The sequence below is a fragment of the Streptomyces sp. NPDC014870 genome, assembly GCF_043081505.1.
Lineage (GTDB): Bacteria > Actinomycetota > Actinomycetes > Streptomycetales > Streptomycetaceae > Streptomyces.
In genome coordinates this window covers 595,700-611,061 of record NZ_JBIBWQ010000001.1, presented here as the reverse complement: position 1 = coordinate 611,061, position 15,362 = coordinate 595,700, and the positions used below count along the sequence as shown (strand labels likewise).

The 15,362-nt window shown below is 71.1% G+C and carries 10 protein-coding genes; 6 read left to right on the top strand and 4 right to left on the bottom strand.

The window, feature by feature from the left end; translation table 11 throughout:
- Positions 1-201: 201 nt before the first annotated feature.
- From ACF09C_RS02505 to ACF09C_RS02490, 4 genes are all read left to right on the top strand, one after another.
- Positions 202-2,709, top strand: coding sequence for a penicillin acylase family protein (locus tag ACF09C_RS02505; RefSeq protein ID WP_392087765.1), 2,508 nt, complete (start codon positions 202-204; stop codon positions 2,707-2,709).
- Between the two features lie 67 nt (positions 2,710-2,776).
- Positions 2,777-3,823 carry an alpha/beta hydrolase gene (locus tag ACF09C_RS02500; protein ID WP_392087763.1) on the top strand — a complete coding sequence of 349 codons (1,047 nt, stop codon included), beginning with the start codon at positions 2,777-2,779 and terminating at the stop codon, positions 3,821-3,823.
- 99 nt (positions 3,824-3,922) lie between these two features.
- On the top strand, positions 3,923-4,303 hold the full coding sequence (locus ACF09C_RS02495; protein ID WP_392087762.1) for a hypothetical protein: 381 nt from the start codon (positions 3,923-3,925) through the stop codon (positions 4,301-4,303).
- A 31-nt stretch (positions 4,304-4,334) separates the two neighbouring features.
- Entirely contained in the window at positions 4,335-4,952 is a 618-nt protein-coding gene (locus ACF09C_RS02490; RefSeq protein ID WP_392087760.1) for a hypothetical protein, read from the top strand.
- Positions 4,953-5,048: 96 nt separating this feature from the next.
- Here ACF09C_RS02490 and ACF09C_RS02485 read toward each other — a convergent pair whose 3' ends face one another.
- The 4 genes from ACF09C_RS02485 to ACF09C_RS02470 all read right to left on the bottom strand — a co-directional run bounded on the left by ACF09C_RS02485 (position 5,049) and on the right by ACF09C_RS02470 (position 10,261).
- Positions 5,049-6,722, bottom strand: coding sequence for a peptidase M23 (locus ACF09C_RS02485; RefSeq protein WP_392087757.1), 1,674 nt, complete (start codon positions 6,720-6,722; stop codon positions 5,049-5,051).
- A gap of 97 nt (positions 6,723-6,819) precedes the next feature.
- On the bottom strand, positions 6,820-7,899 hold the full coding sequence (locus ACF09C_RS02480; RefSeq protein WP_392087754.1) for a BTAD domain-containing putative transcriptional regulator: 1,080 nt from the start codon (positions 7,897-7,899) through the stop codon (positions 6,820-6,822).
- Positions 7,900-8,018: 119 nt separating this feature from the next.
- Entirely contained in the window at positions 8,019-8,948 is a 930-nt protein-coding gene (locus ACF09C_RS02475; protein ID WP_392088672.1) for an ADP-ribosylglycohydrolase family protein, read from the bottom strand.
- Between the two features lie 122 nt (positions 8,949-9,070).
- Positions 9,071-10,261, bottom strand: coding sequence for a cytochrome P450 (locus ACF09C_RS02470; protein ID WP_392087752.1), 1,191 nt, complete (start codon positions 10,259-10,261; stop codon positions 9,071-9,073).
- Between the two features lie 311 nt (positions 10,262-10,572).
- Here ACF09C_RS02470 and ACF09C_RS02465 point away from each other — a divergent pair, with 311 nt between their 5' ends.
- Together ACF09C_RS02465 and ACF09C_RS02460 are read left to right on the top strand one after the other, a co-directional pair.
- Positions 10,573-11,583: a LacI family DNA-binding transcriptional regulator gene (locus ACF09C_RS02465; protein ID WP_392087750.1), complete on the top strand. Its 1,011-nt coding sequence runs from the start codon at positions 10,573-10,575 to the stop codon at positions 11,581-11,583.
- 259 nt (positions 11,584-11,842) lie between these two features.
- Entirely contained in the window at positions 11,843-15,217 is a 3,375-nt protein-coding gene (locus tag ACF09C_RS02460; RefSeq protein ID WP_392087747.1) for a CARDB domain-containing protein, read from the top strand.
- Positions 15,218-15,362 lie beyond the last annotated feature (145 nt).

Genomic DNA, 15,362 nt, shown 5'->3' with positions numbered 1-15,362 from the left:
GGCCGCCAAGACCGGTTGCGCCGCGGCCCGTTGTGCCTCGACCGTTGCGCCTCGATCGGTTGCGCCGCGACCCGTTGCGCCACGACTGTTCCGCCGCGGCGCGCGGTCCGGCCGGTCGGCCGTGTCATCGGTATTTCATCGCCGCTCCCTAGCGTGTCCGCGTTCGGACCAAGGCCCGTACCCCAGGGGAAGGACGGCTCGATGGCACGGAGAAGACGTGGAGCGAGGCTGCCGATGGCGGTCCTGGCCGTCGTCGCGGTGATGAGCACGCTCGCGGCCACCGGATCGGAGGCCGCGGAGCCGGCCGGCGTCGAGCCGGGACCGCTGAAGCCGACGATCCGCTACACCGAGTACGGCATCCCGCACATCGTCGCCTCGGACTGGGAGGGACTCGGCACGGGCTACGGATACGCGGCGGCCAAGGACAACGTCTGCACCCTGGCCGACACCTATCTGATGGTCGACGCCCAGCGGTCCCGCCACCTGGGGCCCGACGGCAGAGCGAGCCCCGGCCAGAACCAGAACACCACCAGCAACCTCAACAGCGACCTGTACTTCCAGCGGATCAAGGACAACCGGGTGGTGGAACGGCTCCTCGCCAAGCCCGCGCCGGACGGCCCCGCCCCGGAGGTGGTGGAGGCCATCCGCGGCTACGTCCAGGGATACAACAGGTACCTGGCCGAGACGGGCGTGGACAACCTCTCGGACCCGGCCTGCCGCGGCGCGGCCTGGGTCCGCCCGATCACGGAGCTGGACGTCTACCGGCACGCCCATGCGGAGATCATCATGGGCAGCGCCGACGCGCTGCTCGACGGCCTCGTGAACGCCGCACCCCCGGGCGCGTCGGCCACGGCGAAGCCGGCGTCCTCGCCCGCCGGGAAACAGGCGTCGTCGCGCGCCGCGAAGCCGACATCCTCGCCCGCCGCGACCGCGGCGAAGATCCGTGACGCGATGGCCGCCGGCCGCGAACAGAGCATGGGCAGCAACGCGCTCGCGGTCGGATCGCAGGGCGTGTCCGGCGGCACCAGCATGCTGCTGGCCAACCCGCACTTCCCCTGGCAGGGCAAGAACCGGATGTGGCAGAGCCAGCTGACGATCCCGGGCAAGGTCAACGTCTCCGGGGCCAGCCTGCTGGGACTCCCCGCGATCAACATCGGCTACAACGAGAACGTCGCCTGGAGCCACACGGTCGCCACCGTCGCCCCGTTCGGTCTCTTCGACGTCCAGGTGGATCCGCTGAACCCCACCATGTACCTGGTCGACGGCGCCTGGGAGCGGATGACCTCGCAGAAGGTCGCGGTCGACGTGCGGAACGCCGACGGCACCCTCTCGCAGGTCACCAGGACCCTGTGGTCCACCCGCTACGGCCCGATCACCACCTCCCTGCAGGGCGTACCTCTGCCGTGGGTGGTCAGCGCCCACGCGGTGCGCGATGTGAACATGGACAACCTGCGCGCACTGAACACCTGGTTCCGGCTCGACCAGGCCAAGGACGTCCACGAGGTCGTCGACACGCTGGAGAGCACGCAGGGCGTGCCCTTCTTCAACACGCTCGCCTCCGACCGCAAGGGCAACGCCCTGTACGCCGACATCCAGGCGACCCCCAACATCACCGACGAGCACGCCCGGTCGTGTCTCACCGAGACCGGCAAGCTGCTGTTCCACCAGTCGCCGCGGCTGCCGAACGTCCCGCCGATCTCCATACTCGACGGCAAGCGCAGCGCCTGCGACTGGCCCGACGACCCGAACGCGGTCGCACCGGGGCTCCTCGACCCGAAGAAGCAACCGCGCCTGATCCGCGCCGACTTCGTGGGCAACGCCAACGACAGCCCCTGGCTGGCCAACCCGGAGCAACCGCTGGCATTCCCCCGGGTGATGGGCGACACCGCGGCGCCCCGCTCGCTGCGTACCCAGGAGCTCCTCCTGACCGCTCAGCGCCGGATCGACGGCACCGACGGGCTGCCGGGGCGGGGCTTCACCCCGCAGACCATGGGGCAGTTGCTCTTCGCCGACAACAGCAGGGCGGCCGACCTGGCCCTCGGTGCCACCGTGAAGGCGTGCCAGAACGTCCCCTTCGGGCTCGTCCTGGTGGACGGCAACCTGGTGAACGTGAGCGAGGCGTGCCCGATCCTGGCCGCCTGGAAGAGCCACGACTTCACCTCGGACAGCAGGGGGTCCTGGCTGTTCGCCCACTACTGGTCCTTCCTGCTCGGCGGACAGGGGATCGAGAAGCTGCCGTGGCGGGTCCCCTTCGACCCCAAGGACCCGGTGCACACACCGAATTCGCTGGACGCCGGGAGTTCCGCCGTCCGGGACGCGCTGGCCCGGGCCGTCCACGCGCTGCGCACGGCGGGCATCGCGTTGAACGCCCCGCTGTCGGACGTCCAGAAGGTCACCCGTGGTGGTGAACAGATCCCCATCCACGGCTCGATCGGTCAGCTCGGCGTGCTGAACGTGATCACTCCGGGCCAGGTCGACGGCAGGTTCGACATCGTGTACGGGTCGAGCTTCGTCCAGCAGGTCCGGTTCACGGCCGACGGCCCGCCCGAGGCGCTGTCCGTCCTGGCCTACTCCCAGTCGGCCGACCCGAATTCACCGCACCACGCCGACCAGACGAAGCTCTTCTCGGCCGGGAAGTGGGTGACGGAGCGATTCACCGAGGAACAGATCGCGGCCTCACCGGAACTGCAGATCAAGATCCTGAACTGACAGGAGGGGGAACACAGTGAAGAGAGCGACAGGACGAACGAACTGGTGGCGCGTCGGGGCGGCGTGGATGCTCGCCACCGTGGCGGCGCTGGTCGCGCCCACGGGTTCGGTACAGGCCGCCGACGGCGGCACCGTACCGCCGCCGATGGCGAACGGCTTCGGCCTGACCCAGATCGACACGGCGAAGGGCAGCGCGACCGACTTCTACCTCACGGTCACCACGCCCGAGGTCGCCGGCGAGCAGCACATCAAGATCATTCTGCCGCGCGGCTACTACGACGATCCGGCTCGGCGCTATCCGGTGATGTACTTCCTGCACGGCTCGCCCGACGACCCCGTGCGGCAGAACTACCCGGCCCTGTCCATGTCGGACTCCATGATCACCGTCATTCCGGACGGCGGAGCGCGCGGCTGGTACGCGAACTGGCTGAACCAGAAGACCCCGGCGGGCGCCCAGAACTGGCAGAACTTCCACCTGGGGCAGGTGATCCCGTTCATCGACGCCAACCTGCGGACCATCCCGACGAAGAAGGCGCGGGCCGTCACCGGCGTCTCCATGGGCGGTTTCGGGGCCTTCCACTACGCCCAGGCCCGCCCCGACCTGTTCAGCCAGACCGCGTCCCTGTCCGGCGACATCGACCTGTCGGTCAGGTCGATGGACCTACGGCTGGCCGTCGTCGCCTCGCTCATCGACGCGCAGGGCGCCATCTGCGGCTCGGCGTCCGGTGTCTGCGACCCCAACGACTCCCCGTACAAGCCCGCCGTCGACAGTGACGCCGCGTTCGGCTCGCCGTACCCGGTGTTCAACGCCGACCGGCGGTGGAACGAGGTCGACCCGTCGCAGCACATGGACCGGCTCAAGGCCGGCGGAGTCGGCGTCTCCCTGTACGTCGGCAACGGCGGCGGCTCGCCCACCGACATCGAGTTCTGGCTCGAAGGAGCGGCCAAGCACGTCAAGAACGCGATGGACGCCCTGGGCATGTCGTACCACTACGTCAACTACGGCGACGGCTCCGGCTGGGGCACCCAGTGCAACGGCGGTCACAACGGCGGCTGTTGGGAAGAGTCCCTGCGAGACCTGATTCCCCGGCTGGAGCGGGCCTTCGCCTCCTGACAAGACACCGCCCCCGACCGGACGCGGCCCGTACCGTGCCCGACGCACTCCACGCGTCGGGTACGGACCGGGCCGCGCCTCGCAGGTCACCGCGCACTGATGCCGCTCGGCCCGGAGCGCGAGCTCGCCCCGCTCCCGCCGGGCCGCGTCCGCCTCGTCGCGCACCTTGTCGAGGCGTTCCTCCAGCTGGGCGACCCGCTCGCGGTGGCGCTCCAGCTCGGCGCGGACGAACTCGGCGTCGGCCACCTGCTGCGCGGTCTCTTTGCGGATCTTCTCCGTCTCGGTCCCGAACCGCTGCGTCGCCGCGTCCAGTTCGGCGACGGCCATCTCCGCGGCCTTGGCCACGGCCTCGATGCGCGCCTCGGCGCCCTCGGCCTGGGCAGCTCGACGGCCCGCCAGGGCGCGCAGGGCCATGTGTCCGTCCCGACGGACACGTTCTACATGACGGGCGGCAGCAGGTTCGCCGCAGGCGCGCGCTGAGGTCCGCTTCAACTCCGGTGTCGCAGGCCCCATGATCGCGTCTGGCTACGGCGTGCAGCGCTCGGGCGACCGGATCACCGCCTACCTGCCGATGGTCGCCGAGGGGGAAGGGCACTACGGTTGGACCGACTGCAGCGCGATGCGCACCGCGCTCTACCGCGACGGCGAGCTGCTCGGCGAGCCGGCCGAGGATCCCGCTCCCGCCACCTTCGCTGTCTCGGCCGAGTACCCTGCGTACACCCTGACCGCCTCGGTGACGCGGGCCCCGGGCGTGGCGCGGGCGTCGTCCCGGGTGGACGTGCGCTGGGACTTCCGCTCCGAGCGGCCGGCGAAGGGCGTGAAGCTGCCGCTGTCCATGGCCCGGTTCACGCCGAGCCTCGGCCTGGACTCCACGGTGGACGCCGGAAAGCCGGTCGGGGTGCCCGTCGTCGTCCAAGGCACGGCTGCCACGCCGGGCATGCTGCAGAGCCGCCGGGTCTACGCGTCGGTGGACGGCGGGAAGACCTGGGTGGAGCGGACTGTCACGAGCGGCGCTGTCGAGGTGAAGACTCCGGCCGCGGGCGGGACGGTCTCGCTCCGCGGGGACATCGTCGACACGGCGGGCACCGCCTCGCAGGTCACGGTGTACGACGCCTGGCTGGCGCGGTAGCCCCTGGGTGCAGCGGCGGCGGCCTCGCAGTCGCGGGGCCGCCGCCGCAGGGCCTCTCCTTTTGATCGACCCCCACGGCTCAGTCGTTCACCCGCCCTAGTTCATCGCCGGGCCCGAGTCGTTCAGCCAGCCCCATTCCGACCAGGTGGAGAAGCCGGTCTGCCAGCGGTGGTAGACGCCGGCGTGGCTGGTGCCGAACACCTCGATGCGGCCGTCGGCGTTGTTGCTCGCGCCGATCGTCGTGCCGCCGCCACCGAACGTCTCCCACTGCGCGTACGCCGCGTTAGGTCCGGTCTGCCAGGCGTGGCTCGCGGTGGTGGCGTTGATCGCGAACACCTCGACCCGGCCGTCCACCGACCGCGAGGTGGCCAGCTCGGCGTCGGGGATACCGCCCGTGCCCGTCCATGCGGACCACGAGGTCGGGCTGGTCTGCCAACGGTGGTAGACGCCGGTGGAGTTGGACGCGAACACCTCGAGCCTGCCGTCCTGGTTGTGGCTGACCGCGACCGCCTTTCCGCCGGTGCCGAAGTCCTCCCACGTGGACCAGCCGCCGTTGACGCCGGTCTGGTACAGGTGCCCGAACGTCGCGTCAGAGAGCGCGAACACCTCCAGGCGACCGTCCGGCGCGGTCTCCATGGCGAGGCGCGCGTTCGCCGGCCCGCCGCCGGTGCCCTCCCACGCGGCCCAACCGCCGCTGGGCGCGTTCTGCCAGCGGTGGAACACACCGCTCGCGTTGGAGGCGAACACTTCGATGCGGCCGTCGGCGTTGGTGCCCGCCGCCACTCGATGCCCACCGGTGCCGAAGTTCGCCCAGCCGGACCACCCGGCGCTGGGCCCGGTCTGCCACATGTGGTCGAACGTGCTGTCCGACAGCGCGAACAGCTCCAGCCGGCCGTCCGCGTTGGAGGCCACCGCCAGCTGGGCGTTGCGCGGACCGCCGGCGAAACGCCACGGCGACCAGGCGCCGTTCACGGCCGTCTGCCACGCGTGGTACACGCCGTCGGCGCCGGCGGCGAAGGCTTCGAGGCGGCCGTCCGCCGACCGCCCGGAGACCACCCGGCCCGAGGCGTACGGGTGCTTCGGCCCACCACCCGTACCGGCCCACAGCGCGTTGGCGATGAGTGCCGCGTCGCCGGCTTCGATGCCGTACAGGTGGCGCAGGTCCTCACGGGGCCGCTGGACGTTCCAGGCGACGTAGCCGATCTCGTGGTCGTTCCAGGAGCCGCCGGGGAACTGCTGCTCCATCGCGTCGAGGAAGGCGTTGGTGGCGTAGGCCGGGTTCAGCCGCTGCTCGCGGGTGCCCCACCAGTCCTGCTGCTGGAACAGGCCGAGGCTGGTGTGGTCGACCGCCTGGGAGTAGTTGTTCATGCTCGCCTCGACGATGATCGTGGCGATGGAGATCGTCGCGGCCCTCGGGTTGAGCCCGCGGTCCTTCACCGCCTGCGTCACCATGCGGGCGCAGGACATCTTGTACGCGTCCAGATAGCCGGCCATCTTCGCGCCGAGCTGCGGATTGAGCTGGTCGGCCAGGACGCCGTCGGTGGCCGACGGGCCGGCCGGATCACACGGGACGGTGGGGATGGCCATGCCACCGACGGTTCCCTCCGGGCCCATGAAGTACCGGGAGACGCCGTACCGGTCGTCCCCCGGTCCGGGGACGGGGATCGGCCGGGCGGTGGCGGACTGGGCCGTCATGGTGATGACCAGGGCCCATAAGCCGGTGATGACGGCGAGTCTGGAGAGCAGGCGGGACAAGCCGGTTCGTGCCATGGGGTGCCTCTCTGTCGTGAGGTGACGTGCAGTGTGGTGAGGTGAGGGGCGTGTCGGCGCGGGGGTGCGTGCGCGTGCCTCGGGGCGCGGTCGGGTACTACGGCTGACGGCGTCGCGTCGTCGAAGCGGGGTCGTACGGCCCCGGGCCGACGGGGTCGTCGCCGCGCAGGATCAACCGCCGCGTCCGGCGCAGCAGCCGGCTCGGTGGTACGCCCAGCTCTTCGGCGAGGCGGCGGCGGGCGAGGTCGAAGACGGCCAGGGCGTCGGCCTGCCGGCCGTTGAGGTACAGCGCGCGCATCAGCGTCGCGGCCAGCGGCTCGTCCAGGGGGTGGGCCGCCGTCAGGGCGAACAGCTCGGCGATCGCGTCCGCGTCCCGGCCGAGCCGCAGTTGCCCCTCGGCCTTGTGCCGGGCGAGGGCGATCCGGCGCGCGGTCAGCCGCAGCCGCTCCAGTTCGGCGAGTGGGCCGGGCAGGCCGGCCAGGGGTTCGCCGCGGAAGAGTTCCAGCGCCTGGGCGCACAGGCGGACCGCCTCGGCCGGCTCGCCCGCGCGCTCGGCCGCCCCGGCGCCGGAGACCAGCTCCTCCATCCGCGCCACGTCGACGTCGACGGCGTCGGCGACCAGGCGATAGCCGCACCGGGCGTGCTCGATGACGGAGTCCGGGGTGTCCCCGAGGCGCAGGGCCTTGCGCAGCCGGTAGACGTAGACCGGGATCACATTGGCGGCCGGCGACTCCATTCCCCAGACGTCGTCGAGGAGTTCGCGTCGGCTCAGCGTGCGGCCCGCGCTCAGCGCGAGCGCCGCGAGCACGGCCTGCTGCCGGAGGTGCCCGAGGTTCAGGGGGCGCCCGTCCCGCGTGGCCCGCACCGGCCCGAGCAGCGAGATCCGCACGGCTGGGCCGGACGGCGAGGACGGGCCCGCCGACCCCGTGCGGGGCCCCCGCCCGGGAACGCTCAGCCCGCAGTCGAAGGCGTACACGATGGCGGCGGCCCGGTCCCGCAGTCCGAGCCTCCCGAGGATCCGCGCGAGGTCCTCGGCGACCACGCTCTCCGGAAGCGCGAGGGCGGTGGCGACCTCGTCGTCCCGCAGACCGCACCCGACCGCGGCGAGCACCGCACGCTCCCGCCGCCCGAGCACGGCGGCGGTCGGGCGGTCGGTCGTGGCGGCGGTCGTCGGCATCACTGCTCCCCGGCTCCCTACTGGGCGGTCTGGCGGGCGCCGCCGACAAGGTAAGGGGGGTGGCGCGGGGGAAGGCATCCGGAACGCTCCGGAGTGACACGCACCGAAGAGGCCCCGGCTCAGCCTTCGAGCCGCCGCGCGAGCCGGACCAACTCCGCGAGGCGCAGGACCCGTCCGTCGAATCCGGGGAGGGGGACGTGGAGCGGCCGGGTCCACCGCTCGGGAATCGCGTCGAGCCCGTAGGCCGCCCCCGCGAGGCCGCCGGTCACTGCCGCGACGGTGTCGGTGTCCCCACCGAGATCGAGCGCCGCGCGCAGCGCGTCCTCGAATCCCGTGGTCGTACGCAGGGCCCACACGGCGGACCCCAGACAGGGCCAGACGGCACCGTTGAACTCGGTCGCCCGCTCGGGGTGCCAGTCGGGCGCGAGGACGACCGCGTAGCGCTCGCGGTGGCCCGGATGGACCAGGTCCAGGACGCCCGGGAGCGCGGCGAGCGGGTCGGCGCCGTCGAGCGTGACGCGGACGAGTTCGTGGAAGATCGCGGTGCCCTCCCAGGCCGCCCGGTCCCCGTGGGTGAGCGCGGCGATGCGACGGGCCGCGTCCATGGTGGCCGCCTGTCCGGCGGCGGCGAAGTGCACCGCCGAGGTCGACGCACGCATCAAGGAGCCGTTGCCCGCGGCCTTCTGATTGACCTGGAAGTGGACCGCGGCCGCGAGGTCCCAGGACGCGCCGTTGGTCAGGACGTCCTCGGTCTGCAGGCCGATGTCCTTGGGCTCCGCCGCCGCCCAGCGCTGGAAACGGGCGAAGACGTCGGGCAGATCGAGCCCGCCCCGCTCCAGCAGGGACTCGGCGACCAGGACGGCCATCTGCGTGTCGTCCGTGGCCTCGCCCGGGTCCCAGCCCCCGCCCCCGCACATCTCGCCGCCGGCACCGGGTGCGGGAAACCGAGCGGAGAACGCTCCCGGTGGACCGAACTCGAAGGGCGCGCCCAGCGCGTCGCCGACCGCCGCGCCGACGATCGCTCCGGCCGTCCGCTGTGTTCGCTTCATCCGCTTCATCCGCTTCATCCGCTCCATCCGCTCCATCGACGCAGGCTATCGATGCCTTGGACGGGGCGCGGTGGTGGTGGTGGGTGAAGGAGCCGGTGCTGCCTCACCCACCAGCGGGAGTGTCAGGCGTCCCAGGTGACCGGGAGGCTCTTGACGCCGTAGATGTCCGCGGTCTCCGGGCGCAGGGCGACCTCCTCGGCCGGGACGGCGAGGCGGAGGGTGGGGAAGCGCTTGAACAGGGCGGAGAACGCGACCCGCATCTCGACCCGGGCCAGCTGCTGCCCCAGGCACAGGTGGATGCCGTGGCCGAAGGCCAGGTGGCCGCCGGCCTCGCGGCGGATGTCGAGCGCGTGGGGGTCGGGGTAGCGCTCGGGGTCGCGGTTGGCGGCGTTGTACGAGAGGAGGACCGTCGTACCGGCCTCGATGGTCACGCCGCCCACCTCGACGTCCTCCAGTGCCGTCCGCATGAACGTCTTGGCGACGCTCAGGTACCGCAGCAGCTCCTCCACGGCCTTGTCCGTGAGCTCGGGGTCGGCGCGCAGTGCCGCCAGCTGCTCCGGGTTCTGCAGCAGGGCGAAGGCGCCGAGCGAGAGCATGTTGGCGGTGGTGTCGAACCCGGCCGCCAGGAGGATCAGACTGATGCCCTTCAGCTCCTCGTCGGTGAGGTCGCTGTCGGTGAGTTCGCTGAGCACGTCGTCGGTCGGTTCGGCGCGCTTGGCCACCACCAGCTGTGCGAGGTACTCCTGGGTCGCGGTGTAGGCCGCGATCAGCTCCTCGTCGCTGGTCTCCCCGTTCATGAACTTGTCGATCTGCTCCTGGAACGAGTCCCGGTCCTCGTACGGCACACCGAGCAGTTCGCAGATGATGATCGTGGGGATGGGCTTGGCGAACGCGGCCACGAGGTCCGCCGTCGGACCGCTCTTCTCCATCGCGTCCAGGCAGGCCGCGGTGATCTGCTCGACGCGCTCGGTGAGAAGGCGCATCCGCCGCGCGGTGAACTTGCCCACCAGCGGCTTCCGGTAGCGCCCGTGGTCCGGCTCGTCCATGAGCAGGAACTCGCCGGGCGGCGCCGGAGGGAGCTGGAAGTCGACGACGTTCATGAGGTCCTTGCGCGAGCTGAACCGCGGGTCGGCCAGGACCGACCTGACCAGGTCGTACCCGGTGATCACATAGCCGGGTTTGCCGCCGGGGTGGGTGTAGCGGCTGATGGGGCCGTGTCCCTGGGCATCGATCAGCTCGGCCGGCGGGTCGAAGGGGCAGCCGGACGGGCGCTCGGCCGGCAGCGACGTGACGTGGTGCAGGGTCTCACTCATGACTGGTCCTCATCTCGCGACATAGCGTGTTTGACGTATGCCGAAAGCTACGTTGCGTTCATGGTGTCGTCAATCAGCTGGACCGGGCAAGTGCAGGTCAATGAGGGTAAATTGATGCAATGACGTGTGGAGTGAACGCAATGGGTCGTTGCAATCGAAGGAGGGTGAAGGCGATGCGTGTCCTCGGGCGGGGTTGCGGGAGGTGGGGGGTCTCGCCTCGGGGGCGTCCTGGGGCGCCGCTGCCCCGCCATGAGTGATTCGCCGACCTGGCTGCGCAACATTCTTGCGGAATTTGCGATACTCTTGCGTTCATGACGCGACGACTTGCTCAGGTGGCCAAGAAGGTGGGAGTCAGCGAGGCGACGGTCAGCCGTGTGCTCAACGGCAAGCCCGGTGTCTCCGAGGCGACGCGGCAGTCCGTCCTCACGGCCCTCGACGTGCTCGGGTACGAGCGGCCGACGCAGCTGCGCGGCGAGCGCGCCCGGCTCGTCGGGCTCGTCCTGCCGGAGCTGCAGAACCCCATCTTCCCCGCGTTCGCGGAGGTGATCGGCGGCGCGCTCGCGCAGCAGGGTCTGACTCCCGTGCTCTGCACGCAGACCAAGGGCGGTGTCTCCGAGGCCGACTACGTGGAACTCCTCCTCCAGCAGCAGGTGTCCGGCGTGGTCTTCGCCGGCGGCCTGTTCGCGCAGGCGGACGCCCCGCACGAGCACTACCACCAGCTGGCCGAGCGCAACATCCCGGTGGTCCTCATCAACGCCTCGATCGAGGGGCTCACCTTCCCCTGTGTCTCCTGTGACGACGCCGTCGCCGTGGAACAGGCGTGGCGCCACCTCGCCTCGCTCGGGCACGAGCGGATCGGGCTCGTCCTCGGCCCCAGCGACCACGTCCCGTCGCGGCGCAAGCTCGAAGCGGCCCGCGCGGTGGCCGAAGCGGCGGGCGCGAAGCTGCCCGACGAGCACGTCGTCCGCTCGATCTTCTCCCTCGAAGGCGGGCAGGCCGCCGCCAACCGCCTCCTGGAGCGGGGCGTCACCGGCATCGTGTGTGCCAGCGACCCGCTCGCCCTGGGTGCCATAAGGGCCGCGCGCAGGCGCGGGCTCTCCGTTCCCGAGCAGGTGTCGGTGGTCGGATTCGACGACTCCGCCTTCATGAACTGCACGGAACCGCCGCTCTCCACCGTCCGCCAGCCCATCGAGGCGATGGGGCGCGCGGCCGTCGAACTGCTCAGCGCCCAGATCCAGGGCACGCAGACGGACCCCAGTGAGCTGCTCTTCGAGCCCGAACTCGTCGTACGGGGCTCGACGGCGCCGCCGCCGCTCGGCTGACCCCGGCACCCCTCACCTCTTCTCCCGGCTCCGGCGCCGGGGAGGCACCCGCCTCCCCGGCGCCGGAGCCTTTTCGTGCCACGGCTGTTGACAAAGCGGTGACCTGATAGAAACCTGACACCCCGACGGCTGCAAAAGATTAACGAAAATGCTCAATAAGTCTGTAGGTAGCCGTCATTCATTGTCAGAGTTCCGCTCGGTTCCTGGCGTGAGGATGTTTCGGGGCGGCGCCGGGGCCCAGCACGGTGGAGAGGCCCATATGAGAGGCAAGATCCTGAGCTGGCGGTGGACGATCGGCATGCTCATAGCCGCACTGGTCGCCGTCGGACTCCTCCCGGTCACCGCACAGGCCGCGGCGGAAGCCGCACCCAACCTGGCACTCGGCAGACCCGCCGCCGCCGGCGGCGCCCACGGCGCGTACCCGGCCGGCAACGTCACCGACGGCAGCCAGCAGTCGTACTGGGAGGGCCCGGCCGGGTCCTTCCCCCAGTGGGTGCAGGTCGATCTCGGCGCGGGCACCCGGGTCGACAGCGTCGTCCTGAAGCTCCCCACCACGTGGGAGGCCCGCTCGCAGACCCTCGGTGTGCTCGGCAGCACCGACGGCTCCACGTTCACCACCCTCGCGACCGCCCAGGCGCGCGCGTTCGACCCCTCCCAGGCGAACACCGTGACCATCGGGCTCACTTCGGTCACCACCCGGTACGTTCGGATCCAGGTGACGGCGAACTCCGGCTGGAACGCCGCCCAGCTCTCCGAGCTGGAGGTATACGGCGACGGCGGAGGAGGCCCCGTCGACCCGCCCCCGGGGACCAACCTGGCGCGCAACAAGCCGATCGAGGCGACCTCGACCACCCAGACGTACGTCGCCGCCAACGCCAACGACGACAGCGCGACCACCTACTGGGAGTCCGCCGGCCTCCCGGCGAGCCTGACCGTGAAGCTCGGCGCGAACGCCGACGTCACGGCCGTGGTCGTCAAGCTCAACCCCGACCCGATATGGGGCCCCAGGACCCAGTCGATCGAGGTCCTCGGCCGGGAACAGGCGGCCGGCGGCTTCACCTCGCTCAAGGCGAGGGCCGACTACGCCTTCAGCCCCTCCTCCGGACAGAACACCGTCACCATCCCGGTCACCGGCCGCTACGCCGACCTTCGCCTCACGTTCTTCTCCAACACCGGCGCCCCCGGCGCTCAGGTCGCGGAGTTCCAGGTGGTGGGCACGGCCGCGCCCAACCCCGACCTCACCCTCACCGATCTGACGTGGACCCCGTCCGCCCCCTCCGAGACGGACTCCGTGACGGTCGACGCGACCGTACGCAACGCGGGTTCGGCCGCCGCCACCGCCACCACCGTCCAGGTCAGCCTGGAAGGCGCCGTCGCCGGTTCCGCCCCCGTCCCGGCCCTGGCCGCCGGAGCCTCCGCGACCGTCCCGGTCGCCGTCGGCAAGCGCCCCATGGGCTCGTACACCGTCTCGGCCGTGGTCGACCCGAACGACACCGTCGCCGAGCAGGACAACAGCAACAACAGCCGGACGGCTGCGGCGAAGCTCGTCGTCGGCCAGAGCCCCGGCCCCGACCTGCGGGTCACCGGCATCACGACCAGCCCTGCCAGCCCCGCCGTCGGCTCCGCCGTCACGTTCACCGTCGCGGTGAACAACCGCGGCACGACCGGCGCCCCGGCCGGCACGGTCACCCGGCTCACGGCCGGCACCACCACCCTGAACGGCACCGCGGGCGCGATCGCCGCGGGCCAGACCGCCACCGTCGCCATCTCGGGCACCTGGACCGCCACCAGCGGCGGCGCCACGCTCACCGCGACCGCCGACGCCACCGGCACCCTCGCCGAGACCGACGAGAACAACAACGTCTTCACCCGCTCCCTCGTCGTCGGACGCGGCGCGGCCGTCCCGTACACCGAGTACGAGGCGGAGGACGCCCGCTACGACGGCACCCTGCTCACCGCCGACCAGAAGCGGACCTTCGGACACACCAACTTCGCCACCGAGTCCTCGGGCCGTCAGTCGGTGCGGCTCACCTCCCAGGGCCAGTACGTCGAGTTCACCTCGACGAACCCCGCCAACTCGATCGTCGTGCGCAACTCCGTCCCCGACTCCGCCGCGGGCGGCGGCGCCGACGCCACGATCAGCCTCTACGCCGACGGCGTCTTCGTCCGCAAGCTGACCCTGTCGTCCAAGCACAGCTGGCTCTACGGCACCACCGACGACCCCGAGGGCCTCACCAACCGGCCCGGCGGCGACGCCCGCCGGCTCTTCGACGAGTCCCACGCGCTGCTCACCCAGACCTACCCGGTGGGCACGAAGTTCCGGCTCCAGCGCGACGCGGGCGACTCGGCGGCCTTCCACATCATCGACCTCATCGACCTGGAGCAGGTGGCGCCACCGGCCGCCAAGCCCGCCAACTGCACGTCCATCACCGAGTACGGCGCCGTCCCGAACGACGGCATCGACGACACCGACGCCCTCCAGCGCGCCGTGGCCGCCGACCAGAACGGCCAGATCGCCTGCGTGTGGATCCCCGCCGGACAGTGGCGCCAGGAGCAGAAGATCCTGACCGACGACCCGCTCAACCGCGGTCAGTTCAACCAGGTCGGCATCCGGGACGTCACCATCCGCGGCGCGGGCATGTGGCACTCCCAGCTGTCCACGCTGACCCCGCCGCACCAGGCCGGCGGCATCAACCACCCGCACGAGGGCAACTTCGGCTTCGACATCGACCACAACACGCAGATCTCCGACATCGCCATCTTCGGCTCGGGCCAGATCCGCGGCGGCGACGGCAACGCCGAGGGCGGAGTCGGCCTCAACGGGCGCTTCGGCAAGGGCACCAAGATCAGCAACGTCTGGATCGAGCACGCCAACGTCGGCGTCTGGGCCGGCCGCGACTACTCCAACATCCCCGAGCTCTGGGGCCCTGGCGACGGCCTGGAGTTCACCGGCATGCGGATCCGCAACACCTACGCCGACGGCATCAACTTCGCCAACGGCACCCGTAACTCCACCGTCTTCGACTCGTCCTTCCGCAACACCGGTGACGACGCGCTGGCCGTCTGGGCCAGCAAGTACGTCAAGGACACCTCGGTGGACATCGGATCCGACAACCACTTCCGCAACAACACCATCCAGCTGCCCTGGCGGGCCAACGGCATCGCGGTCTACGGCGGCTTCGGGAACACCATCGAGAACAACATCATCGCGGACACCATGAACTACCCGGGCATCATGTTGGCGACCGACCACGACCCGCTGCCCTTCACCGGGCAGACGCTGATCGCCAACAACGCCCTGCACCGCACCGGCGGCGCGTTCTGGAACGAGGACCAGGAGTTCGGCGCGATCACGCTCTTCGCGCAGGGACAGCCCATCCCGGGCGTCACCATCCGGGACACCGACATCCTCGACTCCACGTACGACGGCATCCAGTTCAAGACCGGCGGCGGCGAGATGCCGGACGTCAAGGTCACCAACGTCCGGATCGACAAGTCGAACAACGGCTCCGGCGTCCTCGCGATGAGCGGCGCGCGCGGCAGCGCCACGCTCACCGGCGTCACCATCACCAATTCGGCCGAGGGCGACGTCCTGATCGAGCCCGGCTCGCAGTTCGTCGTCAACCGGAACTGACCCTCCCGCACCCCCCCCGAGGGGGGGGCCCCCCCCCCCCCGGGGCCCCCCCCCCCCCCCCCCCCCCCCCCCGCGCCCCCCGCGGGGGGCGCCCCCCGGGAGAGGGGGGAACGAGAGGAAAATAGAACCGGGACACCCCAAAACA